The sequence below is a fragment of the Stenotrophomonas sp. YJH_SMC_79 genome (assembly GCF_059367995.1).
Genome location: NZ_JCAFRK010000007.1, coordinates 93,355 through 118,438 on the forward strand (window position 1 = coordinate 93,355; position 25,084 = coordinate 118,438).

Below are 25,084 nucleotides of genomic sequence, written 5' to 3' on the forward strand. Positions count from 1 at the left end.
TCAGTTGCTTGCGATAAGCTGCTGGCCATTGGACGACATTTTAAGGCCCCGATGCCGACGATGCCCGCATTGATTCGCATCCCCAGTGTTCTGCTGCTGTCCCTGGCCTGCAGCCAGGCCCTGGCGGCGGTGCCGGCCAAGGCCCCCGTACGGGCCCCGGCCACTGAGGAACTGGCGCTGGAACCGGTGATGGCCGGTGAGTTCGCCCTGCAGGCCGGCAAGCTGGCCGAGGCCGCGCGCTGGTACCTGCAGGCCGCCCAGCAGACCGACGGCGACGCCGGCCTGGCCGAGCGCGCGACCCGCATTTCCATGCTCGCCAACGATGATGCCAGCGCCGCCAAGGGCCTGGCCCTGTGGCAGCAGCGGGCCCCGCGCTCGTTGACCCTGCGCAGTGCGGCCGGTGCGCTGGCCATGCGCCAGGGCGATGTGAAGGCTGCCCGCACCGAACTGCAGGGCCTGCTGGCCGACCCCGACGAGCGCGGCTGGAAGTTCGCCCTGGCGGCCCTGATCGGCGGTGGCCGCGATCCGGCGGTGCCCGCGCAGGTGCTGGGCGAGCTGGTCGAGGTCAACGCCATTCCGCCGAAGATCGAGGCCTGGCAGGAGTTCGGTCGCCTTGCCCTGCGCATGGACAAGCCCGACCTGGCGCGGCGCATGATCGATGAAGTGGTCAAGCGTTTCCCGGAAGAACCGCGCGTGGCGCTGCTGCGTGCCAGCCAGCTGCAGCAGGCCGGGGAGACCGGCAAGGCGCTGTCGCTGCTGCACGATGTGGAGCCGAAGACCCGCCAGGACCCGGAACTGCGCAATGCGGTGGCCATTGCCTATGACAGCCTCGGCCAGCCGTCCGCCGCCGAGCGCGTGCTGGCGTTCGGCCCGCAGGACGTGCAGACCTGGGGCATGCGTGCCTCGCTGCTGGCCAAGCAGGGTGACAAGGCCGCGCTGTCCAACCTCTACAACGAGCTGTCGCGGCAGGCGGCCAAGCCGGACCCGGCGCAGCGCCTGCTGCTGGGCAAGATCGCCGAGTACCTGAAGCGTTACGCCGAGGCCGTGCAGTGGTACCACAGCGTGCCCGGTGGCGATGAGTTGAGTGAGGCGCGCCTGCGCGCGGCCAACGCCCAGGCCCTGGCCGGGCGCCTGCCGCAGGCATTGGATGAAGTGCACGCGATCCAGTCCGATGCGGTGGTTGACGACGACGTGCGCCGCGACGCCTACCTGCTGGAAGCCGAACTGCGCCAGCGCGCCGACGACACTGCCGGGGAGTTGGATGCGCTGGCCCGCGGCCTGGCCGCTTACCCGGATGACAACGGCCTGCTGTACGCCCGTGCGCTCACCTGGGAACGCCGCGACGACATTCCGCGCGCCGAGGCCGATCTGCGCAAGATCCTGGTGACCGACCCGGAGAACGTGCCGGCTTTGAACGCGCTGGGTTACACCCTGGCCGATCGCACCGGTCGCCTGCAGGAAGCGCTGGAGCTGATCGACCGCGCCCGCGTGGCCGAACCGGACAACGCCGCCATCGTCGACAGCTATGGCTGGGTGCTGTATCGCCTGGGTCGCAAGGAAGAAGCACTGGTGCAGCTGCGTCGGGCATGGACCCTGGCCAAGGACCCGGAGATCGCTTCCCACGTAGGCGAAGTGCTGTGGGTGCTGGGCAAGCATGACGAGGCCCGCCATTTCTTCGAGGAAGCGGCCAAGCTCGATCCTGAAAACCGCGCGCTGCTGCGCGCCCGCGAGAAATTCAATCCATGAGTGTTTCCCTGATCCGGCCGCTGCTGTTGGCGGCCGTGACCCTGGCGGTGACTGCCTGTACCAGCGTGGGCACGCAGAAGACCCCGGCGCCGGCGGTGGTCGAGGTTGTTTCGGCCGAAGCGGCGCAGGTCGAGGCGGCGCGCGTGGCCGTGCTGCACGCGCAGCCGGACTGGGCTTTCCAGGGCCGGGTCGCGGTCAGCAAGGGCAAGGACGGCGGCAGCGGTCGCATCGACTGGAAGCAGGAAGGGCGCCGCTATGTGGTCGAGCTGAGCGCGCCGGTGACCCGGCAGAGCTGGAAGCTGACCGGCGATACCCATTCCGAAGCCGGTCGCCTGGAGGGACTGGCCGGCGGGCCGCGTGACGGCGAGGACGCCCAGCAGCTGCTGCTGGAAGCGACTGGCTGGGACATTCCGGTCAACCAGCTGCCGGCGTGGATCCGTGGCCTGGTGGCCGGTGATGCTGCTGGTCCGGAAAAGGTCGAACGCGACGGTGAAGGCCGGCCGCGTCGCATGCAGCAAATGGGCTGGCAGGTGCAGTATCTGGACTGGTACCCGGCCGAGGCTGGGCGCCCGGCGGTGCCACGCCGGATCGAGGCCAGCAATGGCGACGCCAAGGTACGCCTGCTGGTGGACCAGTGGGGGCAGGGCACCCCATGAGTGGGGCAGTCGACGGCGCGGGCTGGTCCTGGTGGCCGGCCCCGGCCAAGCTGAACCTGTTCCTGCACATCACCGGCCGCCGGGCCGACGGCTACCACGAACTGCAGACCGTATTCCGCCTGCTGGACTGGGGGGATCGCATCGGCCTGCGCCTGCGTGAGGACGGCCAGGTGCGCCGGCAGGGGGACGGCCTGGCGGGCGTGGCCGAGGCCGACGATCTGGCCGTGCGCGCAGCGAAGCTGCTGAAAGAGGCGGTCAATGTCGCGCAAGGTGTCGACATCATCGTCGAAAAAAACGTTTCTGCAGGTGGTGGTTTTGGCGGCGGTTCCTCCGATGCGGCCACCGTGCTGGTTGTGCTGAACCGGCTCTGGCGGGCCGGTCTGGACGAGGATGCGCTGGCCGCGCTGGGCCTGCGTCTGGGCGCGGACGTGCCGGTGTTCGTGCGCGGCCGCAATGCCTGGGCCGAAGGCGTGGGCGAGCGCCTGCAGCCGATCACCCTGGGCCCGGCTTGGTACGTGGTGGTCGAACCGGGTGTTCATGTTCCCACCCCGGCCCTGTTCGCAGACCCGGATTTGACGCGCGACAGCCCAGTTGCGAAAATAGAGGACTTCGCTTCCGGGACCCTGGTCGGGAACGCGTTCGAACCGGTGCTGCGCCGCCGCGAGCCTGCCGTAGAGGCGGCGCTTGTCGCGTTGAGCAAGATCGGGTCCGCGCGGCTGACCGGTTCGGGAAGTGGTTGTTTCGTCGAGTTCGCATCGCAGTCTGCCGCAGAGCAGGGACGGTCGAAGTTGCCGAAGGAGTTGCGGGCAAGGGTGGCAGCGGGCGTTGCGCGTTCGCCACTGCTGGATGCACTCGAGCAACACTGATTTATCAATGCAGGGGCGTCGCCAAGAGGCCCAAGGCACCAGGTTTTGATCCTGGCATTCGTAGGTTCGAATCCTACCGCCCCTGCCAATAGCGGCTGTGTCCGCGCCTTCCAGCGCATTGCCTGCGCGGGACGTGGAAACAGCCGCGGTGTTGTCAGCAGCAAGGGTCCATCAGGGTCCTTGCCGACTCCGGATCCCCGCCACTCGTCCCCGCCCGAGACAATCATGATGCAAGAGTCCCCGAACCTGCTGGTCTTTTCCGGCAACGCCAACAAACGTCTGGCGCAGAACATCTGCAAGGAACTGGGGGTTCGCCCGGGCAAGGCGCTGGTCTCGCACTTCTCCGATGGTGAAGTGCAGGTGGAGATCGAAGAGAACGTCCGCAAGCAGGACGTGTTCGTGATCCAGCCGACCTGCGCGCCGAGCGCGGAAAACCTGATGGAACTGCTGGTGCTGATCGACGCGCTCAAGCGCGCATCGGTGGCCAGCGTGACCGCCGTGGTGCCGTACTTCGGCTACTCGCGCCAGGATCGCCGCATGCGTTCCTCGCGCGTGCCGATCACCGCCAAGCTGGCGGCCAAGATGTTCAGCACCGCTGGCGCTGATCGCGTGCTGACCGTCGACCTGCACGCCGACCAGATCCAGGGCTTCTTCGATATTCCGGTGGACAACGTGTATGCGTCCCCGCTGCTGCTGGCCGACATCTGGCGCGCCTACGGCACCGAGAACCTGATCGTCGTCTCGCCGGACGTGGGCGGCGTGGTCCGCGCCCGTGCCGTGGCCAAGCGCCTGGATGACGCCGACCTGGCGATCATCGACAAGCGCCGCCCGCGCGCCAACGTCTCCACCGTGATGAACATCATCGGTGACGTCGAAGGCAAGACCTGCGTGATGGTCGATGACATCGTCGACACCGCCGGCACCCTGTGCGCCGCTGCCGCTGCCCTGAAGGCGCGCGGTGCGCTCAAGGTCGCCGCCTACTGCACCCACGCGGTGCTGTCGGGCCCGGCAGTGGACAACATCACCAATTCCCAGCTCGACGAGCTGGTGGTGACCGACACCATCCCGCTGAAGGACGCCGCGCGGGTGTGCAGCAAGATCCGCCAGCTGAGCGTGGCGGAAATGCTGGCCGAAACGATGCGCCGCATCGCCTTCGGCGAGTCGGTCAGCTCGCTGTACGTCGACTGAGTTTTTCGCCCCCGCCGGCAACGGTGGGGGCATACCCCGGGTGCTTCTGGTCGCGGAAGCATCTTCAACCGCCACGCCGCAAGGCGAGGCAACAACCTGAGTAGTCGAAAATGTCGAAGACCCATGAAATCAAGGTCACCAAGCGTGAACTGCAGCGTAAGGGTGCGAGCCGCCGCCTGCGTCACGCTGGTGTGATCCCGGCCATCGTGTACGGCGGCAACGCCGAGCCGGTCGCCATCAGCCTGGACCACAACGAAATCTGGCTGGCCCAGCAGAACGAGTGGTTCTATGCCTCGATCCTGGACCTGAACCTGGACGGCCAGGTGCAGAAGGTGCTGCTGCGTGACATGCAGCGCCACCCGTACAAGCAGCTGATCATGCACCTGGACTTCCAGCGCGTGAACGAGAACGAAGCCCTGACCGCTTCGGTCCCGCTGCACTTCATCAACGAAGACACCTCGCCGGCTGGCAAGGCTGCCGACGTCGTGGTCGCCCACGAACTGAAGGAAGTGACCATCAGCTGCCTGCCGAAGGACCTGCCGGAGTCGATCGAAGTCGACCTGGGCGAGCTGAAGGCCGGTGACATCGTCTACCTGTCCGACATCAAGCTGCCGAAGGGCGTGGAAATCCCGGCCCTGGCGCTGGGCAAGGACCACGACGACGCCATCGTCACCGCCAAGGCCGGCAAGGTCGACGCGGCTGACGAAGAAGCGGCTGCCGCCGAGTAATACCGCTACGGTGCCTGCCTCCGGGCAGGCACCGTGTTGGAAGGAACCATGGCAGGACTGCGACTGATCGTCGGTCTGGGCAATCCCGGATCGGAACACGCCCGGACCCGGCACAATGCCGGGTTTCATTTCGTTGAGGCCCTGGCGGAAAAAGCCGGTGCGCGATGGAATGTGGACAGCAAGCTGTTCGGCGAGACCGCCAAGGTCGAGATCGCCGGGCAGACGGTGTGGCTGCTCAAGCCCGCCACCTTCATGAATCTCAGCGGCAAGTCGGTCACCGCCGCACAGCGGTTCTGGAAGATCGAGCCGGAAGAAACCCTGCTGGCCCACGACGAACTGGACCTGGCGCCCGGCGTGGCGCGGCTGAAGTTCGACGGTGGCCACGGCGGACAGAACGGCCTGCGCGACACCATCCGCCTGCTCGGCCACGGCAAGTTCCACCGCCTGCGCGTGGGCATCGGCCACCCCGGCCACAAGGACCGCGTGGTGGGTTGGGTGCTCGGCCGCCCGTCGAAGGACGACGACGTGCTGATCGCGCGCGCCATCGACGATGCGATCGACGTGCTGCCGCTGGCAGTGCAGGGCGATTTCAACGAAGCGATGAAGCGGCTGCATACCCCGAAATGAATGGTAGGTACCGACCGTTGGTCGGTACGGAGAATGATTGGAAAAGCAGCGCCCAGGTCGCTGTTTCCCCAATCACTTTCACCCCAGAGAGCTGTCACCCATGGGTATCAAATGCGGCATCGTCGGCCTGCCCAACGTCGGCAAGTCGACCCTGTTCAATGCGCTGACCAAGGCGGGTATCGCCGCGGCGAACTTCCCGTTCTGCACCATCGAGCCGAACGTCGGCATCGTGCCGGTGCCGGATCCGCGCCTGAACGAGCTGGCAGCGATCATCAACCCGCAGAAGGTCATCCCGACCGCGGTCGAGTTCGTCGACATCGCCGGCCTGGTCGCCGGTGCCGCCAGCGGTGAAGGCCTGGGCAACAAGTTCCTGGCGCACATCCGCGAAGTCGATGCGATCACCCACGTGGTGCGCTGCTTCGAGAATGCCGACGTCATCCACGTCAACAACAAGGTCGACCCGATCTCGGATATCGAAACCATCGATACCGAGCTGGCGCTGGCCGACCTGGACAGCGTCGAGAAGGCGCTGAACCGTGCCGAGCGCGCTGCCAAGGGTGGTGACAAGGACGCCGCGGCGCGCAAGCCGGTGCTGGCCAAGCTGCAGGCCGCGCTGTCGGATGGCAAGGCCGGTCGCTCGGCGGGCCTGGACGAGGAAGAGAAGGCGCTGGTACGCGATCTGTTCCTGCTGACCCTGAAGCCGGTGATGTACATCGCCAACGTGCTGGAAGACGGTTTCGAGAACAACCCGCACCTGGACGCCGTGCGCGCGCACGCCGCCGCTGAAGGCGCGCAGGTGGTGCCGGTGTCGGCCGCGATTGAAGAAGAGCTGTCGCAGCTGGACGACGAAGACCGCGATACCTTCCTGGCCGACCTGGGCCTGAGCGAGCCGGGCCTGAACCGCGTGATCAACGCGGCCTACAGCCTGCTCGGCCTGCAGACCTACTTCACCGCTGGCGTGAAGGAAGTCCGCGCGTGGACCGTGCGCAAGGGCGCTACCGCCCCGCAGGCCGCCGCGGTCATCCACACCGACTTCGAGAAGGGCTTCATCCGCGCCGAGACCATCGCGTATGACGACTTCATCAAGTACAAGGGCGAAGCTGGCGCCAAGGAAGCCGGTCGCCTGCGCCTGGAAGGCAAGGAATACCGCGTGCAGGAAGGCGACATCCTGCACTTCCGCTTCAACGTCTGATCCTGCGGCAGCGGATCGACCCTGGACGCCCCGCCTTGCGCGGGGCGTTCGCGTTTCCGCGGGTGGACAAAAAAACACCACGTTGCGAAACGCTTGCGGTGTGACGCTCGCCGGCACTTGTCCACAGCAAACTCCCATTGCTTTCCACGCCGGGTGTGGAAAACCGGCGAACCTGATGTAGAGCCGAACTCACGCTCGGCTTAGGGGGGGGCATCAGCCGAGTGCGGGCTCGGCTCTACCCGGCTTGCCCGAGCAACGTGGGTAAATATTCGCCATGCTTCGAAACGCTTGCGTGGTAATGCTCCCACCCACTTGTCCACATCAAATCCCAACCACTCTCCACGCCGGGTGTGGAAAACCACGGGTGGGTATGGACAAAAATTCACCACTCCCTGAAATGCCTGGTGCGTGGCGCTCGCCGCCACTTGTCCACATCAAACCCCCACCGCTTTCCACGACGTGTGTGGAAAAAAGAACCCGGCACTCCCTTGCCGGGTTCTTCCCGCATCACCAGTTGTACGAGATGCCCAGCTGGGCGCCGACATCGCGGAAGCCCATGCCACCGCTCTGCCGACTGATCTCTCCCCAGCCGCGCCATCCGCCGGACAGGTTCAGCTGCATGCCGGCCTTGGCCTCGTAGATGTCACGCGGCAGCTGGCGGCGCAGTTGCTCGCCGTCCATCGCCAGCCCCGCGCCATTTCCGCCGGACCACCAGTTCACCGCCACGTACGGGTGCACCTGGCCCTGCGCCGGGCTCAACCCACGGCTGTACAGGCGCAGGCCGAGACGGGTGCTGGTCTCGCCACCACCGCGGTCCTCGACCACCGTGCCGTTGGCCTCGACCACGCGGTCGCTGTCATAGCGGCTGTGCACCACCTGCAGCTGCGGTTCCAGGTAGATGCCGCGCTGCGCGGTGCGCCGCAGGGGCAGTACATAGCCGGCCTCGGCCGACGCACTCCAGTTGCGGGCGTCATAGCGCTCCTTCTGCAGGCCTTCGCCCTGCACGCTGTTGCGGAAGCGGCCGTACTGCAGCCAACCATCCACATAGGCACCGCCCTGCATGCGCGCATCCTGCAGCCAGGTGGCATAGGCACCCACGCTGGTGCCAGTGACCACGCCACGCGCGGCGTAGCCGGTCACCTGCGAGCGGCTGTCATTGCGCGCGCGGCCGTGGCCGAGCATCGCACCCGCCTGCAGCTCGCCGGTGCCACCCACCTCGAAGCGGTGGCCGACGCCGACCAGCACGCTGCTGATCTGGCCATCGACCTGGACCTGGCGGGTGCGGCCGTGGCTGTCAGGCTGCGCGCTGCGAAGGTGCATCCAGGCCACGGCATCGCCGCTGGCGCCGGCCTCGGCGGCGGGATCACCGGCGCGGTCATGCAGGCTGTGCCGGAACATGTCCAGTGCGGCGCTGCGGTTGGCCAGGTAGGCCGCCGGTTCCGGGCGTTCCACCTGCGGGCGCGGCGGATCGATCGGCGGCTCCGGCGGTAACGGCGGATCGATCGGCGGTTCCGGCGGTGACGGCGGATCGACCGGCGGTTCCGGCGGCTGCGGCGGATCAACCGGGGGCTCCGGCGGTTCCGGCGGATCGACCGGCGGTACGTACTCCGAACGCAGGTACCAGTTGCCATCATCCGGGGTCGACACGCCACCCTTGAACAGGAAGTAGTCGTAGGCGCCCGCAACCGCGCGCCCCTGCAGGCTGAACTGTGCATCCGACTGGCCAGCCACGGTGATCAGGCGGATGCCCTCCTGGGTCAGTGCACCGGCGCCGCCGGCGTTGCGCACGCTCACGTTGGCAGTGCCGCTGCTGTTGCCGTTGATCACCAGCTGGTCGCCCAGCGAAGTGTCGTCACCCAGCGCGCGGTTGAAGATCCACTGGCCACCGTTGCCCACATAGTCGCCGCTGACGGTGACGGTCTTGAAGCCGCCCGCCGCCGGCGCATCGAAGGCGATGGTGCCGGCGTGTTCGAGCGCGCCGACGCTGGAACTGGCACGCACGTTCCACTGGCTGCTGCCATCCAGCGCCAGCTGTGCGACCTGATAGCCCGAGTCGTTGCGCAGGGCACCGCTGAACGTGGTGCCGTTGCCCAGCACCATGTGCACGTCAGCCGTTGCGCTGTCGACCACCACGTCACCGCGCAGCGTGCTGGCGTCGGCGCTGAAGTCGATGCGGCTGGTCGCCACGCTGCTGCCATCGGTGAATACCGTGTCGCTGACCCGCAGCAGGCGGCCACTGCCGTCGCCTGCAGTCACATCGCTGCTATTGACGGCCAACGCATGGTTGCTGCCCTGCAGCCAGAACGCGGCGCCGCTGGCGGTCTCGATGTGGCTGTCATTGAAGGTGGCACGGTTCCAGTACGGGCCGAACGCGGTCAGGTAGGAGCGGTAGCCGCCGCTGTTGCTGCCGGTCATGCGGATGTCCAGGCGATCGGCCTGGGTCAGCCGCGCCGTGTTCATGTGCACGATGCCGAACACGTTCTCGCCGTCGCTGCGGATCGCAACGGTGTCGAGCAGCGCGGTGGCGGTGGAGCCACCGATGAACACACCACCGCCGCCATTGCCGCGCACGTCGATCACGTTGCCGCTGGCTTCAATGCGGCTGGCGGTGCTGCCGGTGGAGCCGGTCACGCGTACGCCATAGGTTGCATCGCCGTGCGTGGTGATCCGGCCGCCCTGCACGGTGGCGACGCCGCCGGCGATCTCAACGCCGTAGCCGTAGGTGTCGGTCCAGGTGTCGATGCTGCTGTCGGTCAGCTGCAGGCGCGACTCATCGCTGGCCAGCCAGAATCCGGAGTAGCCGTCGCGGACATCGAACGCGGCATCGCGGGCGGTCAGCTGGCCCCAGCTGTTGATGTTCACGCCATAGCCGCCCACGGTGTAGAAGCTGCCGCCGTTGATCACCGCGCTGGAATAGGTCTTGTTGATGCGGCTGCCAAGCAGGCGCATGCTGCCGCCCACCGAGTGCGCTTCGACGTTCTCCAGCAGCACGCTGCCACCGCTGTCGATGTCGAACCAACCGTTCTGCAGGTAGGTGTCGTACAGCTCGGCGCGGCTGCCCACGCCATCGACGGCGACGCCGGCGAGGGTGCCGCCGGGGGCGAGGGTGATCCGGCTGTTGCGGATCGTCAGCAGGCCAGCGCTGTCGGCGCGCAGGCGGGCACCGCTGTCAGCGCTCATCTGCAGGTTGTCCAGGTGCACTTCACTGCCCTTGCCGTTGGCACCGACCAGGGTGCCGACGCCGCCGGTCATCGCGATGCGGCCGCCGGTGTAGCGGATCACGCCGCCGTTGTAGGCCTGCACGCTGCCGTATCCGCTGGCGTTGCGCGTGGTCTCAATGTCGACATCACGCGCATCGATCACACTGCCGGCACCATTGGCATACAACGCATAGACGCCCACGCCGGTGGCCGGTGCGATCGACAGCGTCGCCCCGCGCAGCTGTACCTGGCCGCCATTGGCGGCAGACACGGCACTGCCATTGCCGGTCACGTTGATGCGGCTGCCGTCGATCAGTGCGTTGCTGCCAGCACCGGTGACGGTCAGTGCGAAGCCGCCCGCGCTATGGGTGAGGACATCATCGGCACCCAGCTGCAGGCTGTTGCCGTCGCTGATCTGCACGGGGCCGGTCAGATCGGCGGCATGGGCGGGTAGTGCCGCCCACAGGGCGGTCGCCAGCAGGCTGGGAAGGAGGGGGGCAGGCGTGAGGCGCGTGCGCGCGGACGCACGGCGGCGCCGAGTGGGGGAGGCGTACATGCTGTTGGACTTCCTGTGGCAGGGCGCAGCGCGGCTGCGCGAACTGGCGCGGCAGGGCCGCGTCGCTGCGGAAGCCACTCGCAATGGCGGCTGCAGGCGCCATCGGACTTCCGTCCCCCACGGCGACGCAGCAACGGCCGGCAGGCGCACCATGGCGGGATGCGTCCAGCCTAGAAATCGGCACCGTCCTATGGAATCAGGCGTTTCCTAAAGCCACGACAGGCCCTGTGCAGGCCCGGCAGGGTTCAGCCCGGAGTCGGCCTCAGGCGAACAACGAGGCCTGCAGGCAGTACTCGATCAGCGCCTGGTCACTGTCCACGCCGAGCTTGCGCATCGCACTGATCTTCTGCGTGCTGACCGTCTTGGCGCTGCGCTGCAGCTGGCGAGCGATGTCGCCCACGCTCATGCCGCCGGTGAACAGCCGGATCACTTCCAGCTCGCGCGGCGACAGGCGTGCACGGACCGCATCGGCATCGGCCGGCTCGCTCGCCGCTACCGGCAGCAGGCCCGGGGGCCGGTAGACGCGGTCGGCCAGCACCACCCGCAGGGCCTGCACCAGGCTGCCCAAGCCATGGCTCTTGAGCACCACGCCCCGCGCGCCAGCGGCATACATCGCCGCAACCAGCGACGGATTGGACACCATCGTCAGCACCAGCAGGCGCGTCTCCGGGAAGCTGCGGCGCAGGAACGAGATCAGCTTGATACCGTCCCCGAAGCGGTCACCGCCGGGCATGCTGTAGTCGGTGATCACCGCCTGTGGCCGGGTCCGGGTCATCAGCTCGATCAGCGTGGCCGGGTCGGCGGCTTCACCCACGACGTCCAGGTCCAGCTCCCCGGCCAGTACGTCGCGGATGCCGGCAAGCACGATCGGGTGGTCGTCGGCGATGAGGATCCGTGTGGTCATGGCAGGGTCGGGTCGTCGGAAAGGGAGGAGGAGGCTGTCTCGAGCAACGGGCGCAGCAGCTGTTCGAGGTGTCGCTGGAAGCCGGTCAGGGCGGTGGCCTGGGTGGCCAGATCGTCGCCGCCATCAAGGCATTGTTCGATCTGCAGGCCGCTGTCCACAAGCGCAGGCGCACCGACGATGACCAGCGCGCCGCGAATGCGATGCAGCACCTGAACCACCCGTGCCGGATCGGCTGCAGTGATCGCCTGGCGCAGGCTGTCCAGGTCGGCCTGCATGGTCTGCACGAACAGCGCCTGCATCTTCACCGGAACCTGCAGCGGGAGATCACCGTCGTGCGTAGCGGTGGATACAGGAGCTTCCTGCACTGCGGCTGCCGGTGCATCGCCGTGGGCGATCCGGGTCAGCAGGCGTTGCAGCGCTTCCAGCGTGATCGGCTTGACCAGCACGCCCTGCATGCCGGATTCCTGGCAGCGCTGGCGCTCGGCGGGGTCGGCGTTGGCGGTGGCACCGTGAATCGGCACGCTGACACCACGTGCCCGCAAGGCACGGGCCAGGCCGTAACCATCCAGCCCGGGCATGTTCAGGTCGGTCAGCACCAGCGCGAACGTGTCTTGCTGCCAGTAGCCCAGCGCTTCGTTGCCATCGCTGGCGACCACGCCGCGGCAGCCGAGCTGTTCCAGCTGGTCGCGCAGGATCGCCTGGTTGATCGGGTTGTCCTCGGCCACCAGCACCTGCAGGCCGAAACGGCGCGTCGCCGGCAGGCGCCCTTCGGCGCTTGCCGCCAGCGGCTGGCCACTGGCCGCGGCCAAGGCGAGCACGATCGCATCGAACCGGTGCAGGCCAACCTGCCAGAAACCATCAATGTGCCGGGGCCGCACGCCGCCTTCGCGGCAGGCGATCACGCGCGCGCCATTGGCACCGTCCGGCAGCGGGCCGTCCAGGACCAGGTCGAGCAGCACGGCGACCGCGGGCGAGTCCGCCGCGCTGTCTTCCCGGTACACGCTGGCGTGTGCACCGCGCCGCTGCAGGCGTTCGCACAGCGATTGCACCAGCTCGCGCACATTGCCCCGCACCTGGACCTGCAGGCCCGCAGGCAGCTGCGGCGCAGGGGATTGCAGCGGATCCTCCGGCGCCGGTGGCAGCGGCAGTTCGACGCTGAAACTGCTGCCCAGGCCGCTCTCGCTGACCACGCGCAGCTGGCCTTCCATCAACGCCACAAGATGCGCGCAGATGGCCAGGCCCAGGCCGGTGCCGCGCATCGCGTCGGTGCCCGGGTTGGCCTGGAAGAACGGCTCGAACAGGTGCGCCTGGTGTTCGCTGGCAATGCCAATACCCGTATCGGCGACCTGCCACTGCAGCCAGCAGTGCTGCTCCTGCCAGCGTGCCGAAACGCGCACCACCACGCGCCCGCTGTCGGTGAACTTCAGTGCATTGCTTATCAGGTTGTTGAGTACCTGGCGGATCCGTGCGGCATCACCGCACACCACGGGTGGCACGTCGGCATCGATGCAGGCGTAGAACTGCAGCCCCTTGTTGGCGGCCGCGGCAGCATACGAGTCGAGTGCATCCTCAGTCAGCCGCACCGGGTCGAACGGGCTGGGTTCCAGGCTCAGTTGCCCGGCCTCGGCCTTGCTGACGTCGAGGATGTCGCTGATCAGCTGCATCAGGGTCGAGGAGGAACGTTGGATCGTCGCCAGATAGTCCTGCTGCCGCGCATCCAGTGGCGTGAGTCCGAGCAGTTCGAGGGTGCCGAGCACGCCGTACAGCGGCGTGCGGATTTCATGGCTCATGGTGGCCAGGAACTGGCTCTTGGCCCGGTTGGCCTGGTCGGCGGCACGGCGCGCCTGCTGCAGCACCTGTTCGGCTTCGTGCTGGCTGCTGAGGTCGATGAACAGGCACAGCACCGCCGGTTCTCCGCGGTAGCGCGCCGGCGTCGCCGTCACCAGCAGGTGGCGGTCCTCGGGTGTGGTGTAGGCCAGCCCATCGCCGAGCGTGGTTCCCCCGGCGGCCAGCACGCTGCGCCGCCAGGGGCCATGCCAACCTCCGCTGTGATGGTCTTCGCCCAGCCAGCGGCGGGCGAGGGCGTTGTCCAGCAGCACATTGCCATCGGTACGGCGCAGCAGGCACAGCCCGATCGGTGCGTTGTCCAGGATGGTACGGCTGAAGGCTTCGCTTTCCAGCAGGCGCGCGTGATTGCTGCGCAGCGGCTCGATGACCGAACGCCGATACGCGCGCAGCACCAGCGTGCCACCCAACGCCAGCAGCAGGGCCACCACGGTCGCGCCGAGCAAGGGCCCCTGGGGATGCTGGAACACCTGCCGCCAGCTGACGTGGTAGACCGCCAGCCAGCCGCGCTCGCTGCGCATGCGGAACTGCAGGCCTTCCAGGCCAGCCCGCCAGGAGGTGCCCGCGTCACTGGCGTCTGCAGCATCGCCCAGCAGGCGCTGGCCGTTGGCATCGAACAGCGACAACCGCTGGAACACCGGCACACCCAGCACCTGACGGTAGTCATCGACACGTGCCGGATCGAGCAGGCAGGCCAGGGCGGCCAGCGAGCCATCGCTGGGCTCGCCCCACAGGCGCGCGTCCTGTGGCGCATGCGCAATCGCCAGCAGACGGGTCTGGCCATCGCGCCAGGGCACGTCAACCCAGACGATTCCACCGCGCTGCAGGGCTGGCTGCGTGGCCAGCACCCGGTGGATGTCGCTGATCGCAGGGCGCAGGTGGTGCGGACTGTTCTGGCTGGCGTCAGCGCCGGTCATCTGCACCGGCGCCAGCACGCCGCGCGTGCCTTGGCCATCGACCAGCAGGCATTGCGGTGGTGGGTAGCGCGAGGCTGACCAGAATGTGCCGTAGAAGCGCAGGAAACGGTCGCCCAGCTCGGTCGGTGGCGAAAGGCTGGCGCCCTCGCTTCCGATCACCGCGAAGTTGGCGAACAACGGCCCGCGTTGCAGCTCCACGCTGGCATCGGCAACCGGCTGCCCACGCGCGCCGACATCATGCAGCCGCCACTGGCGCAGGAAACGCTCCTGTTCGCGCAGCGTGCCGTCCAGGCGGCGGAAGTGGTACTCGATCTTGCTGCGCTCTTCGTTCAACAGCTGCGAGCCGGCAGACAGCAGCAGTCCGGCCTGCAGGGTCGCCAGCACCACCACGCCGATCAGCAGGGCGTGGACACGCAGCGAGCGGCGAGCGAGTCGGCGTACAGGAGCGGCCTCGGCCGGCATGGCAGGTCTCGGAGCAGGGGGCGGGCAGCGGTGCCGGTGGCGGCAGCGCAAAGTCCGCCGCCACTGCACAGACAGGATCGTCAATGCCACTTGATGATTTTGTGAAGCCGTTGTGGAATCCGTGTCAGCGCAGGGCGGCCCGCGGTCTTTCGTCCAGTTGCGGTGCTTCCTCGTCAAGCAGGTGGGTGAACTCGTCCGACGGCAGCGCCTGCGAGATCAGGAAGCCCTGCACCTGGCTGCACCCCAGCTGCCGCAGTGCGGCCAGGTCGGCGTCACTTTCCACGCCTTCGGCCACGATGGTCAGGCCCAGCTGGTTGGCCAGCGCGATCACCGTCGACAGGGTCAGGTGCAGGGCCGGGTCACGGGCGCAGCCGCTGACCAGCGCGCGGTCGATCTTGACCTCGGTGAAGGGGGTATTGACCAGGTTGTGGACCGAGCTCAGTCCCTGCCCGAAATCATCCTGGGCCAGGCCGAAGCCCTTCATGCGCAGGCGGCAGGCACCGGCATAGAAGTCGCTGACGTGCCGCGTGGTGCTGTTCTCCATCAGTTCGAAGCACAACTCGCCGGGCGTACCGCCGTGGGCCAGGGTCAGCGCCAGCAGCTCATCGGGCAGGTCCGACTGCTCCAGAAGATGAGGCGGCAGGTTGATCGATACCGGTACCCGGAAGCCTTGCTTGCGCCAACGGGCCTGTGCGCTGATGCTGGCCTTGAGCATCATCCGCAGCAGGTCGCCTTCCAGCCCGTAGCGGCAGATCGCCGGCAGGAAGCTGCCTGCGGCCAGCGTACCCAGCTGCGGGTGGCGCCAGCGCACCAGTGCTTCGGCCGCCACCACCCGCCCGGACTGCAGGGACTTCTTCGGTTGGAACCAGGCCGTCAGGCTGCCATCGGCCATGGCCTGGCGCAGCTGCGACGCGTCCGGTTCGGGGGCTGCCGCCGCCGCGCCTGACGGTGTCTTGCCGGTGACCGGACGCGCCTGCGCCAGGGCTTCGAACAGCGCGTCCACGTCGGCGGCCGCCACCGGCTTGGGTAGCAGGCCGACCACATCCAGCCCCAGCGATTCGGCCATCAGCCGCGCCGAGGTCATCATCCGCCGCGGTGCTGCGCTGACCACGGCGAGGCGGGGCGGGCGTGGCTGTGCCGCCAGCGCCTGGATGAACTGGATGCCGTCCTGCCCAGGCATCAGCAGGTCACTGACCACCAGGTCGTAGGGCTGGCAGGCACACAGTGCGATGGCGGCATCCACGTCTTCGCAGGCGTCGACCTGGACGCCGGCGTGGCTGCCGAACAGATTGGCCAGGAAACCACGCTGGAAGGGCTGGTCTTCCAGGATCAGGACACGCAGGGTCATGCGGGGTCTCCTTGGCGCAAAGCGGTGAGCGCCTTGCGCAGGCGGGCGATGTCGATGGGTTTGCTCAGGTAGCCCTGCATGCCGCTGGCCAGGCAGCGCTCGCGCTCCTCGGCGGTGGCATTGGCGGTGGCGCCGATCACCGGCACCGGGTTGCCGTCATCGCGCAGCTGGCGGGCCAGCGCATGGCCGTCCATGCGCGGCATGTTGATGTCGGTCACCACCAGATCGAAGGACTGCTCGCGGCACCGCTGCAGGGCTTCCACGCCGTCCTGTGCCAGCTCCACATCGCAGCCGAGGGTGCGCAGCTGCTCGGCCAGGATCACCCGGTTGATCGGATTGTCTTCAACGGCCAGCACGCGCAGGCCCAGCGGCATCGGCGTTGCCACGCGGGTGGTCTCCGGCTGCGCCGCGCGTTGCTTCTGCACGTTGGCCAGTGCATTGCCGATCGCAGTCATGCCATGCAGGGTCACCACCAGGCTGCCATCGGCGGCGAGGATGGGCTGGTCTCCGCCCTCGATCGATGCCACCACGCGCGGGCCCGCCCAGGCCAGCGGTATTCCGGCTTCGCCATCCATCAGGATCGCGCCGTCATGGTCCAGCAGCGTCGGGTCGCCCAGCAAGGGCTGCGCATTGGCACCCCATCGACACAGCCAGCCACAGGCGCTGTCGACCAGCTCGCGGTCGCGGCCACGCACCAGGATCGGCGGCTCCGGCAGCAGCGCGGGACCATCCTCGGCAGCGGCCAGCACCGGCAAGGGCAGGCGGACGCTGAAGCTGCTGCCCAGGCCGGGCTCGCTCACCACCTGCAACTCGCCGCTCATCAGGCGCACCAGGCGGTCGCTGATGGACAGGCCCAGGCCGGTGCCCTGCGCACTGGCCGCGCCGCGGACCTGGCGGAACGGTTCGAACAACCGTGCCTGTTCCTCCGCAGCGATGCCCACGCCGGTATCGGTCACCTGCCAGGCCAGCACGCTCGATTCACCTTCGCGCTGCACCTGGCGCACGCGCAGCACCACCCGGCCATGCTCGGTGAACTTGATCGCGTTGCTGAGCAGGTTGCCCAGCACCTGGCGGATGCGGTCGGCATCACCGAGCACGCGCGTGGGCAGGCGCGGATCGGTACAGACCAGGATCTGCAGGCCCTTGCAGGTGGCCGACGCGGCGAAGCTGCGCAGCACGCTCTCGGTCAGCTCGCGCGGCGAGAACGCCGCCGGCTCCAGGCTGAGCTGCCCCGACTCGATCTTGGAAACATCCAGCACATCGCTGATCAACTGCAGCAGGACCGACGAGGAACTCTCGATCGTGCGCAGGTACTGCGACTGCCGGGCATCCAGCGAGGTGTGGCCCAGCAGCTCCAGCGTGCCGAGCACACCGTACAGCGGGGTGCGGATTTCATGGCTCATGGTGGCCAGGAATGCACTCTTGGCCTGGTTGGCCGCATCGGCGGCCTGGCGTGCCGACGACAGTGCGGCCTGTGCCTGGCGGTGCCGGGAAATGTCATGGAAGACGCATAGCAGGACGTCGTCGCCCTGATAGCGGCAGGCTGCGTGCAGCACCTGCAGCTGGCGCCCGTCGCGGGTGGTGAATTCCAGTCCACGCCCGCGCTCGCCGGCATGTCCGCGCCATGGCGCCTGCCAGTCGCTGTGCTCGCCTTCTTCGCCAAGCCAGTCGCGAAGCAACTGGTTGGAGAGCAGCAGCGCGCGGTCGCTGCGGCGCAGGACGCAGATGCCGACCGGCGCCATGTCGATCACCGTCGAGCTGAAATCCAGATTCTCCAGCAGGCGGCGGTGTTGCTGCAGGGCCGGCTGGATCAGCTGGAGGTCCACGCGATGCCGCAGCAGGCGCAGTGCGATGGCAGCGAGCAGCAGCGACAACATGCAGGCCAGCAGGGACACCGCCAGGTCGCCCAGCAGAAGCTGCGGTGGCAGGTGGTAGACCAGCCGCCAGCCATCAGTGCCGACACTTTTCACCAGCGCCACCCCACGCGGCAGCCCGCCGCTCCACAACATGCCGAAGCTGTCGTCCTGGCGCTCCCGCAGGGTCTTCCAGCCCGCACCATCCAGCCGCGGGGCCTGGCTGGACAATGCGGGCTGCCCGGCACGGTCGAGCAGCGCATAACCGCCAATGCCCTGGCCGTCGATCATGTTCGCCGCTGCCGCGCCATCGAGCAGCAGCACCAGCCACTGTGTCGGATGGGGGCCTGCCTGTACCGGCTGCGCCAGTGCAACGCCCCTGTCGCCCGGACGCAGCCAGTACACCGGATCGGCCCCGTCGAGGCTGCCGCTGCGTGCCTGCAGCGCACGCAGCGATGGCAGGTGGGCCAGGTCCACGTCGACCTCGCCGCCGGCCAGCCAGTGCGCGCCGTGCGCATCGACCAGCAGCAGATGCGTCTGCAGTGCCTGCAGCGTGTGGTCGGCGCGCGCTGACAGCAGCAGCCGTTGGCCCGGCTGGCCACCGGGACCATCCAGCGGCACCTGGCGCATGCCTTCGCTGTTCGTGGCAGGTGCATCCGGGTTGCCGGCCAGCACCGAATCGCCCAGGTAGCGCAGCAGGGCTTCGCGCTGGTCGAAATAGATCTGGGCCCTGTAGGCCGCTGCGTTCATCTCGCGGCGATGGGTCGAGATGTCCTCGGTGAATGCCGTGAGCAGGTAGAACCCGGCCGCGGCGGCCAGGCAGATGAAGACGCACACGGTCAGGCAGCGCAGCAACACCGACGCGGTGGTCGGTGGCACGGCCTGCTGCAGCGAGGGGCGGGGGAAGCGGAACATGCAACGATGCTAGGGAGCGGCGCGGACGGCGCGGAATCAGCTGTTTCCTAAAATCCCCCGCTGGCCGGTCGGGCCGGAGCCTGCGCGTGGGTACTGTTCAGGCGGCGGAAAAAAGAACCCCCGCCGAAGCGGGGGTCTCCTGTAACGGCATTGGCCAGGCACTTACAGTGCGCTGCCGCCGAACTTGTGGGTGTACTGCAGGTTGATGGTGCGGCCGACGCTGTCGAACCAGGACACGTCGTAGTACGGGTACGCGGTGTAGGTGGCGTCCTTCGGCGGCATCTTGTTGAACACGTTGACCACCGACAGCGACAGGCGCGAATGGTCGTCGAAGCGGTACTGCACCGACGCGTTGTAGCGGTAGGTCGCCTTCACGTATGGGCTGTCACCGCTTTCCCAGTCGAACGACTGGTCGTAGTTGTCCGAGGTCGGCAGCTTGCCCAGGCGCGAACCGTAGACCGTGGCCGACCACGCGTCCTTCTCCCAGGTCACGCTCAGGCTGGTCTTGGTGCGCGGGATGTCGAATCCGCTGTTGACCGCGAACTGGTCCAGGGTCGGATCGCCGGGGTAGCGCTGGAAATCGTGCTTCTTCACCCAGGTGTGGGTGCCATTGAGGATGAAGTCGCCGATGCCGGTCTGCAGGCGGTAGCGCAGGCCGACGTCGATGCCGGAGGTGGACTCGCGGGCGACGTTGATCGGGGCCACGCGCACGCCGTACAGGCGGCCATCGCTGGTGCGGGTAATGCGGTCGAGCGCATCCACGCAGGTCGGCGAGCTGATGTCGGCAGTGCCGAGCCGGCAGTTCGCTTCGTTGGCCAGGATGGTGCGCACATCCATGTCCTGAACCTGCTTGCGCATGTCGATGTCGAACCAGTCCACCGACAGGTCCAGGCCGATCGCCGGCGACCAGACGAAGCCAGCGCTCCACGAGGTGCTGGTTTCCGGGTCGAGCTGGCGGTTGCCGGTACGGCTGCGGATCAGGTTGCGCTCGTAGTCGGAGCAGTCGCTGGCGCCGTCGGCACGGCAGCTGTACAGGTCCTCTGCAGTGGTCTCGTCATTGCCGGGGCCGGCGAACACGTAGTGCAGGTCCGGTGCGCGGAACGCCGTGCCATACGAACCACGTACCAGCAGGGTGTCGATCGGGCGCCATTCCAGGCCGCCGCTCCAGGTCGCCTTGCCGATGGTGTGGCCCGAATAGCGATACTGGTCGTAACGGCCGGCCACGCTCAGGTTGACCGTCTCGTGCAGCGGCATGCGCAGCTCGGCGGCGGTCGCCCAGCGGTTGCGCGAGCCCTGGCCGTCCGAATCCTTCCAGCTGTAGTAGTAATACTGGGTGGCCAGCGGATCGGGATTCAGCGCGTAGGCCTGCTGGCCCACTTCCACGGTCGCGGCGAAACCGGCATCACCGCCCGGCAGGCCGAACAGCGCCGAGTTGGTCAGGGTGAACGCTGCCGTCTCGGTGCGCGACTTCGGCGAATAGGTGGTGCGTGCGGCAATCGAATCGTACTCGGCGCGGGTCAGCGGCCGGTACAGCCGCGACGGATCCGCGTTGTAGATCGGGAAGCCATCATCATCCACACCCAGCTGCGGGCCCAGGAACAGGTCATTGGCCTTGGCGGCGATGATCTGCGCCCAGCTGATCCGCGACTGGTACTGCGAGTGGCTCAGGGCCGCTTCGTAGTCCCAGTTGCCAATCAGGTTGCCCTTGAAGCCGGTGGTCACGCTGAAGGTTTTCTGCGTGCTGCGTACCATCGCATTGCGCAGGCCGCCCATCTCCTCGGGCGAGAACTGGCGCTGCCAGAACTCGATCTCGCCGGTGGCCTGGTTGTTGAAGTAGCCCGACTCGTCGCCGCTGGCATCCATCCGGCCCCATTTGGTGACATCGCGCATCAGCGACATCGTGTGGTAGCCCAGCTGCACGTCGGCAAACCACTGCTGGCCATTGTCGAAGTCGTAGCTCAGCGATGCGTAGCCGTTCGCACCACGGCGCTTGCTGAGGATGGTGCCGTAGCCGATCGACGCGTCGCTGCCGCAGTAGTAACCGTACTTCGGACGGTAGGCGCGGTAGGTGCTGCCCTGGTTCTGCCCGGCCAGGGCTTCGCAGGTGGCGGCACCCGGGTCCAGGTAGTTGTCGTCGTAGTCGGTGCGCAGATAAGCGCGGCGCGCGATGCGCGAACCCTCGGTGGGGCCATCCTGGGTCGAGTCCTGGATGTCGCGCTCATAGGCCCACAGCGGGGTCTGCGACTGCAGCTCGACGCTGTATACGGCGTTGAAGTTGCCACGGCTGAAGCCGCTGGCCAGGCTCATGTCGAACGACTCGCCACCGCCTTCGGTGGTGGTGCCCATGCGCATGTCGATGGTGGTGCCGTCGGCCTTTTTCTTCAGGATGAAGTTGACCACGCCGGCGATCGCGTCCGAACCGTAGATGGCCGAGGCGCTGCCGGTCAGCACTTCGATGCGCTCGATCATCCCCAGCGGGATGTTGGAGACATCGGTGAAGTTGCTGCGGCCCTTGAACGGCATCGGGAAGTCGGCGATGCGGCGGCCATTGACCAGCACCAGCGTGTGGTTCGGGCCCAGCCCGCGCAGGTCCACCTGCTGGGCGCCCGGCGAGAAGTCGGCGCCACTGGAAGACTGCTGGCTCTGCGTCTCACCGCCGTTCTGGGTCATCGCACGCAACACGTCCGGCACGCTGGTGAAACCACTGGAGCGGATCTGCTCGGCATTGATCACCGTGATCGGAGCGGGGCCTTCCACCTGGGCGCGCGGAATGCGCGAGCCGGTGACCTGCACCGCGTCCAGCTGTTGAACCGAAGAGGAAGCCGGTGCCTGGGCCGCCGCGGAAGCAGCCACGCCCATCAACGCCAGCTGGATCGACCACGCCATCGCCTGTCTACGCATGAGGAATTCTCAAAAATGATGCCGGCCCGCAGAGGAGGGGCCCTGTCCCCCATTCAGATTTCTGGAATGGGCGCGCGCATTTAACGCCTTTTTTATGTCCTTGACTACTGGGTCCCTATCTGGCAAAGAGTGAAAACGCTTGCAAGTCGATTTTGTTCAGGGAGATCAAGATGCGACGCCTCAACCGGACCCTGCGTAGCCCCTTCGCCTGGCTGGCGCTGCTGGTGCTGGCCTGGCCATTGGCCACGCCCGCGCAGGACCTGCAGGGCCCGGGCTTTGCCTACTACGAAGTCGGCGATCTGGAGGCCCCGCGCCCCGGGCCGCGCGCGCCGGCGATGATGCTGATGGGCGGTGGCGAATGGGTGCCGGACGCCTTCCAGTGGTGGCTGAAGCAGGCCGGCAATGGCCGTGTGCTGATCCTGCGTGCCTCTGGCGGCGACGAACTGCAGGACCGCCTGTACCGCGAGATCGGTGGGACCACCGCGGTGCAGACCCTGGTTTTCGACAGTCGTCGCGGTGCGGACGATCCCGCCGTGCTGCGCGTGGTTGCCGCGGCCGATGCCATCTTCATCGCCGGCGGTGACCAGTCACGCTACATCCGTTTCTGGAAGGGCACCGCGCTCAACCGCGCGCTCAACGCGCATGTGCGCGCCGGCAAGCCGATCGCCGGCACCAGCGCAGGCCTGGCGATCCTCGGGGGCTATGCCTACGGTGCGATGGATGGTGGCAGCATCACCTCGGCCGGAGCCCTGGCGGACCCGATGGGCAGCGCGGTGACCATGGACAGCGGCTTCCTGCAGATGCCCTACCTGCAGCGCGTCGTCACCGACACCCACTTCGACAAGCGCGACCGGCTTGGCCGCCTGATCGTGTTCGTGGCGCGCGCCGCACAGGACAGTGGCGACCCCGATATCGTCGGCATCGGGGTCGACGAGGACACCGCGCTGTGCGTGGAGCCCGATGGCCAGGCGCAGGTCTACAGTGCCGACGGCGAGGGCAAGGTCTGGGTGGTCAGCCCCGGCCGTGATGCCGATCGCATGGTCGAAGGTGAGCCATTGCGCTTCCATGCGGTGCCGGTGACCGTGGTCGCCAGCGGCAGCCGCATGCGGCTGGATGATTTCGAGGCGGAGGCCGACTACCAGGCGGTGGCCGACGTCAGTGACGGCGAGATGGAGTTCACGCTTCGGTAGTGCCGGCCGCTGGCCGGCAACTCGCCTTTCCCGATACGCCCCCTGCCGGCCAGCGGTCGGCACTATCCTGCAATCCATTCCCTCGTTCTGCTGGAGACGTACCCGATGAAACTGCGCCTGGCGCTGTCCGCGCTGCTGTCACTGCCGTTGCTCGCCCAGGCCGCACCGGCCCCTGCGCCGCTGCTGGTCATCCACGGCGGTGCCGGCGTCGAGCGCAAGGACCTGTCGCCGGCCGAAGAGAAGGCGGCGCGCGAGGCGCTGCGGGCCGCCCTGTTGAAGGGCCATGCGGAGCTGGCCGCCGGCCGTCCCGCGCTGGCCGCGGTCACTGCCGCGATCACCGTGCTCGAGGATGACCCCACCTTCAATGCCGGCAAGGGCGCCGTGTTCACCCACGATGGCCGCAATGAACTGGACGCGGCGGTGATGGATGGTGCGACACAGTCGGCCGGCGCGGTGGCCGGCGTGCAGCGGGTGCGCAATCCGATCCTGCTGGCGCAGACCGTGATGCAGAAATCCAGGCACGTGATGATGGTCGGGCAGGGCGCCGAGGCGTTCGCGGTGGAGCAGGGCATCACCCTGGTCGATCCATCGTACTTCCGCACCGACAAGCGCTGGCAGCAGCTGCAGCGTGCACTGAAGGAAGAGGCCAGCGGCCAGGCGCATGCCGATCTGGAGACCGCAAAGCATTTCGGGACCGTCGGTGCAGTCGCATTGGATGCACAGGGGCAGCTGGCCGCCGGCACCTCCACTGGCGGCATGACCAACAAGCGCTACGGCCGGGTGGGTGACTCGCCGATCATCGGTGCCGGTACCTGGGCCGACGCGCGCTGCGCGGTGTCCGGCACCGGCTGGGGCGAGTACTACATCCGCACCGCGGCCGCGCACGAGATCTGCGCGCGCATGCGTTACCAGGGGCAGAGCCCGGAGCAGGCCGGCAAGGGCGTGATCAACGAGACGATCCCGCAGATGGGCGGCGATGGCGGTGCGATCGTGCTCGCCGCAGATGGAAAAATGGCCACGCCGTTCAACACCCTGGGCATGTATCGGGGCTGGATCGGCGCCGACGGTGTGCCTCATGTCGCTATTTTCGCCAACGAGACCCTGCCGGTCCCCGGGCAATAACCTTGCGTATCAATGGGTTTGCGACAACGTGTGAAAAAGATGGAAAAAAGCGTTGACAGGCCCCCGTCCCATCAGCAGAATAAGCGGCTCACCACCACACACCGCAACGCTTCGGCGGCAACGGGATGGGGTGGTAAGGAGGGATACCCAAGCGGCCAACGGGGGCAGACTGTAAATCTGCTGGCTTACGCCTTCGGTGGTTCGAATCCACCTCCCTCCACCAGTTTCACGTTGTGACATTCCCGGCGCGGGAGTAGTTCAATGGTAGAACCTCAGCCTTCCAAGCTGATGGTGCGGGTTCGATTCCCGTCTCCCGCTCCATTGAATGAACTTTGAATATTATCGAGTTCATGTCATAATGCAAAACTCGGCTCACGTAGCTCAGTCGGTAGAGCACTTCCTTGGTAAGGAAGAGGTCGAAGGTTCGATTCCTTTCGTGAGCACCATCTTAAGCATCACCTCTCAGACGAATTCGAGATAAGCAGCCATGGCCAAGGGTAAGTTCGAGCGCACCAAGCCGCACGTCAACGTCGGCACCATCGGTCACGTCGACCACGGCAAGACCACGCTGACCGCCGCACTGACCAAGATCGGTGCCGAGCGCTTCGGTGGCGAGTTCAAGGACTACTCCTCGATCGACGCCGCGCCGGAAGAAAAGGCTCGTGGCATCACGATCTCGACCGCGCACGTCGAATACGAATCCCCGGTCCGTCACTACGCCCACGTCGATTGCCCGGGCCATGCTGACTACGTCAAGAACATGATCACCGGTGCCGCCCAGATGGACGGCGCGATCCTGGTGTGCTCGGCCGCTGACGGCCCGATGCCGCAGACCCGCGAGCACATCCTGCTGTCGCGCCAGGTCGGC

The 25,084-nt window shown here is 67.4% G+C and carries 16 protein-coding genes and 4 tRNA genes; 14 read left to right on the plus strand and 6 right to left on the minus strand.

Annotated features, from left to right (window positions below; translation table 11 throughout):
* Positions 1-60: 60 nt before the first annotated feature.
* From AC5P57_RS21395 to ychF, 8 genes are all read left to right on the plus strand, one after another.
* Positions 61-1,746 (plus strand): tetratricopeptide repeat protein, encoded by a 1,686-nt coding sequence (locus AC5P57_RS21395; RefSeq protein WP_197577790.1) that lies wholly within the window; start codon positions 61-63, stop codon positions 1,744-1,746.
* Positions 1,743-2,402, plus strand: a complete 660-nt coding sequence (gene lolB, locus AC5P57_RS21400) for a lipoprotein insertase outer membrane protein LolB (protein ID WP_099551245.1) — start codon at positions 1,743-1,745, stop codon at positions 2,400-2,402. The genes AC5P57_RS21395 and lolB overlap by 4 nt, the downstream gene beginning before the upstream one ends.
* Positions 2,399-3,268 (plus strand): 4-(cytidine 5'-diphospho)-2-C-methyl-D-erythritol kinase, encoded by an 870-nt coding sequence (gene ispE, locus AC5P57_RS21405; protein WP_099551244.1) that lies wholly within the window; start codon positions 2,399-2,401, stop codon positions 3,266-3,268. Before lolB ends, ispE begins: the two co-directional genes overlap by 4 nt.
* A gap of 11 nt (positions 3,269-3,279) precedes the next feature.
* Positions 3,280-3,356 (plus strand) — tRNA-Gln (locus AC5P57_RS21410).
* Between the two features lie 140 nt (positions 3,357-3,496).
* Positions 3,497-4,456 (plus strand): ribose-phosphate diphosphokinase, encoded by a 960-nt coding sequence (locus tag AC5P57_RS21415; RefSeq protein WP_005415400.1) that lies wholly within the window; start codon positions 3,497-3,499, stop codon positions 4,454-4,456.
* 110 nt (positions 4,457-4,566) lie between these two features.
* On the plus strand, positions 4,567-5,184 hold the full coding sequence (locus AC5P57_RS21420; RefSeq protein ID WP_099551243.1) for a 50S ribosomal protein L25/general stress protein Ctc: 618 nt from the start codon (positions 4,567-4,569) through the stop codon (positions 5,182-5,184).
* Between the two features lie 48 nt (positions 5,185-5,232).
* Positions 5,233-5,811: an aminoacyl-tRNA hydrolase gene (pth, locus tag AC5P57_RS21425; RefSeq protein ID WP_134527759.1), complete on the plus strand. Its 579-nt coding sequence runs from the start codon at positions 5,233-5,235 to the stop codon at positions 5,809-5,811.
* 100 nt (positions 5,812-5,911) lie between these two features.
* Positions 5,912-7,003: a redox-regulated ATPase YchF gene (gene ychF / locus AC5P57_RS21430; protein ID WP_057501645.1), complete on the plus strand. Its 1,092-nt coding sequence runs from the start codon at positions 5,912-5,914 to the stop codon at positions 7,001-7,003.
* 507 nt (positions 7,004-7,510) lie between these two features.
* Here ychF and AC5P57_RS21435 read toward each other — a convergent pair.
* The 6 genes from AC5P57_RS21435 to AC5P57_RS21460 form a co-directional block, all read right to left on the minus strand.
* Positions 7,511-10,759: an autotransporter family protein gene (locus AC5P57_RS21435; protein ID WP_262234607.1), complete on the minus strand. Its 3,249-nt coding sequence runs from the start codon at positions 10,757-10,759 to the stop codon at positions 7,511-7,513.
* Positions 10,760-11,021: 262 nt separating this feature from the next.
* A complete protein-coding gene (locus AC5P57_RS21440; RefSeq protein WP_099551239.1) occupies positions 11,022-11,663 on the minus strand; it encodes a response regulator in 642 nt (213 codons plus the stop codon).
* Positions 11,660-14,887 carry a hybrid sensor histidine kinase/response regulator gene (locus tag AC5P57_RS21445; protein WP_262234608.1) on the minus strand — a complete coding sequence of 1,076 codons (3,228 nt, stop codon included), beginning with the start codon at positions 14,885-14,887 and terminating at the stop codon, positions 11,660-11,662. Before AC5P57_RS21445 ends, AC5P57_RS21440 begins: the two co-directional genes overlap by 4 nt.
* Before the next feature lie 124 nt (positions 14,888-15,011).
* The gene (locus AC5P57_RS21450; protein ID WP_262234609.1) at positions 15,012-16,235 is read right to left on the minus strand and encodes an EAL domain-containing response regulator; all 1,224 of its coding nucleotides are present in this window, start codon (positions 16,233-16,235) and stop codon (positions 15,012-15,014) included.
* The gene (locus tag AC5P57_RS21455) at positions 16,232-19,003 is read right to left on the minus strand and encodes a response regulator (protein WP_495219775.1); all 2,772 of its coding nucleotides are present in this window, start codon (positions 19,001-19,003) and stop codon (positions 16,232-16,234) included. The genes AC5P57_RS21450 and AC5P57_RS21455 overlap by 4 nt, the downstream gene beginning before the upstream one ends.
* 162 nt (positions 19,004-19,165) lie before the next feature.
* Positions 19,166-21,904: a TonB-dependent receptor plug domain-containing protein gene (locus AC5P57_RS21460; protein WP_262234611.1), complete on the minus strand. Its 2,739-nt coding sequence runs from the start codon at positions 21,902-21,904 to the stop codon at positions 19,166-19,168.
* Positions 21,905-22,074: 170 nt separating this feature from the next.
* On the opposite strand from AC5P57_RS21460, the gene AC5P57_RS21465 reads away from it, so the two are divergent.
* The 6 genes from AC5P57_RS21465 to AC5P57_RS21490 all read left to right on the plus strand — a co-directional run.
* Complete coding sequence (locus AC5P57_RS21465; RefSeq protein WP_262234613.1) at positions 22,075-23,094, plus strand: cyanophycinase; 1,020 nt, start codon at positions 22,075-22,077, stop codon at positions 23,092-23,094.
* A 105-nt stretch (positions 23,095-23,199) separates the two neighbouring features.
* Positions 23,200-24,216, plus strand: coding sequence for an isoaspartyl peptidase/L-asparaginase family protein (locus AC5P57_RS21470; protein ID WP_142807311.1), 1,017 nt, complete (start codon positions 23,200-23,202; stop codon positions 24,214-24,216).
* A gap of 137 nt (positions 24,217-24,353) precedes the next feature.
* Positions 24,354-24,439 (plus strand) — tRNA-Tyr (locus AC5P57_RS21475).
* A gap of 24 nt (positions 24,440-24,463) precedes the next feature.
* Positions 24,464-24,537, plus strand: a tRNA-Gly gene (locus AC5P57_RS21480).
* Positions 24,538-24,586: 49 nt separating this feature from the next.
* Positions 24,587-24,662: transfer RNA gene (locus tag AC5P57_RS21485), tRNA-Thr, on the plus strand.
* 41 nt (positions 24,663-24,703) lie between these two features.
* Positions 24,704-25,084: GTP-binding protein (locus tag AC5P57_RS21490; RefSeq protein WP_465161854.1), on the plus strand; the 381-nt coding region annotated here is incomplete at its 3' end.

Excerpts from the sequence above, each read along its gene's own strand:
- AC5P57_RS21445 (WP_262234608.1), bottom strand. The coding sequence starts at position 14,887 with ATGCCGGCCGAGGCCGCTCCTGTACGCCGACTCGCTCGCCGCTCGCTG.
- lolB (WP_099551245.1), top strand. The coding sequence starts at position 1,743 with ATGAGTGTTTCCCTGATCCGGCCGCTGCTGTTGGCGGCCGTGACCCTG.
- AC5P57_RS21470 (WP_142807311.1), top strand. The coding sequence starts at position 23,200 with ATGAAACTGCGCCTGGCGCTGTCCGCGCTGCTGTCACTGCCGTTGCTC.
- AC5P57_RS21435 (WP_262234607.1), bottom strand. The coding sequence starts at position 10,759 with ATGTACGCCTCCCCCACTCGGCGCCGCCGTGCGTCCGCGCGCACGCGC.
- ychF (WP_057501645.1), top strand. The coding sequence starts at position 5,912 with ATGGGTATCAAATGCGGCATCGTCGGCCTGCCCAACGTCGGCAAGTCG.
- AC5P57_RS21440 (WP_099551239.1), bottom strand. The coding sequence starts at position 11,663 with ATGACCACACGGATCCTCATCGCCGACGACCACCCGATCGTGCTTGCC.
- AC5P57_RS21420 (WP_099551243.1), top strand. The coding sequence starts at position 4,567 with ATGTCGAAGACCCATGAAATCAAGGTCACCAAGCGTGAACTGCAGCGT.
- AC5P57_RS21415 (WP_005415400.1), top strand. The coding sequence starts at position 3,497 with ATGCAAGAGTCCCCGAACCTGCTGGTCTTTTCCGGCAACGCCAACAAA.
- AC5P57_RS21455 (WP_495219775.1), bottom strand. The coding sequence starts at position 19,003 with ATGTTCCGCTTCCCCCGCCCCTCGCTGCAGCAGGCCGTGCCACCGACC.
- AC5P57_RS21465 (WP_262234613.1), top strand. The coding sequence starts at position 22,075 with ATGCGACGCCTCAACCGGACCCTGCGTAGCCCCTTCGCCTGGCTGGCG.
- AC5P57_RS21395 (WP_197577790.1), top strand. The coding sequence starts at position 61 with ATGCCCGCATTGATTCGCATCCCCAGTGTTCTGCTGCTGTCCCTGGCC.
- ispE (WP_099551244.1), top strand. The coding sequence starts at position 2,399 with ATGAGTGGGGCAGTCGACGGCGCGGGCTGGTCCTGGTGGCCGGCCCCG.
- pth (WP_134527759.1), top strand. The coding sequence starts at position 5,233 with ATGGCAGGACTGCGACTGATCGTCGGTCTGGGCAATCCCGGATCGGAA.
- AC5P57_RS21460 (WP_262234611.1), bottom strand. The coding sequence starts at position 21,904 with ATGCGTAGACAGGCGATGGCGTGGTCGATCCAGCTGGCGTTGATGGGC.
- AC5P57_RS21450 (WP_262234609.1), bottom strand. The coding sequence starts at position 16,235 with ATGACCCTGCGTGTCCTGATCCTGGAAGACCAGCCCTTCCAGCGTGGT.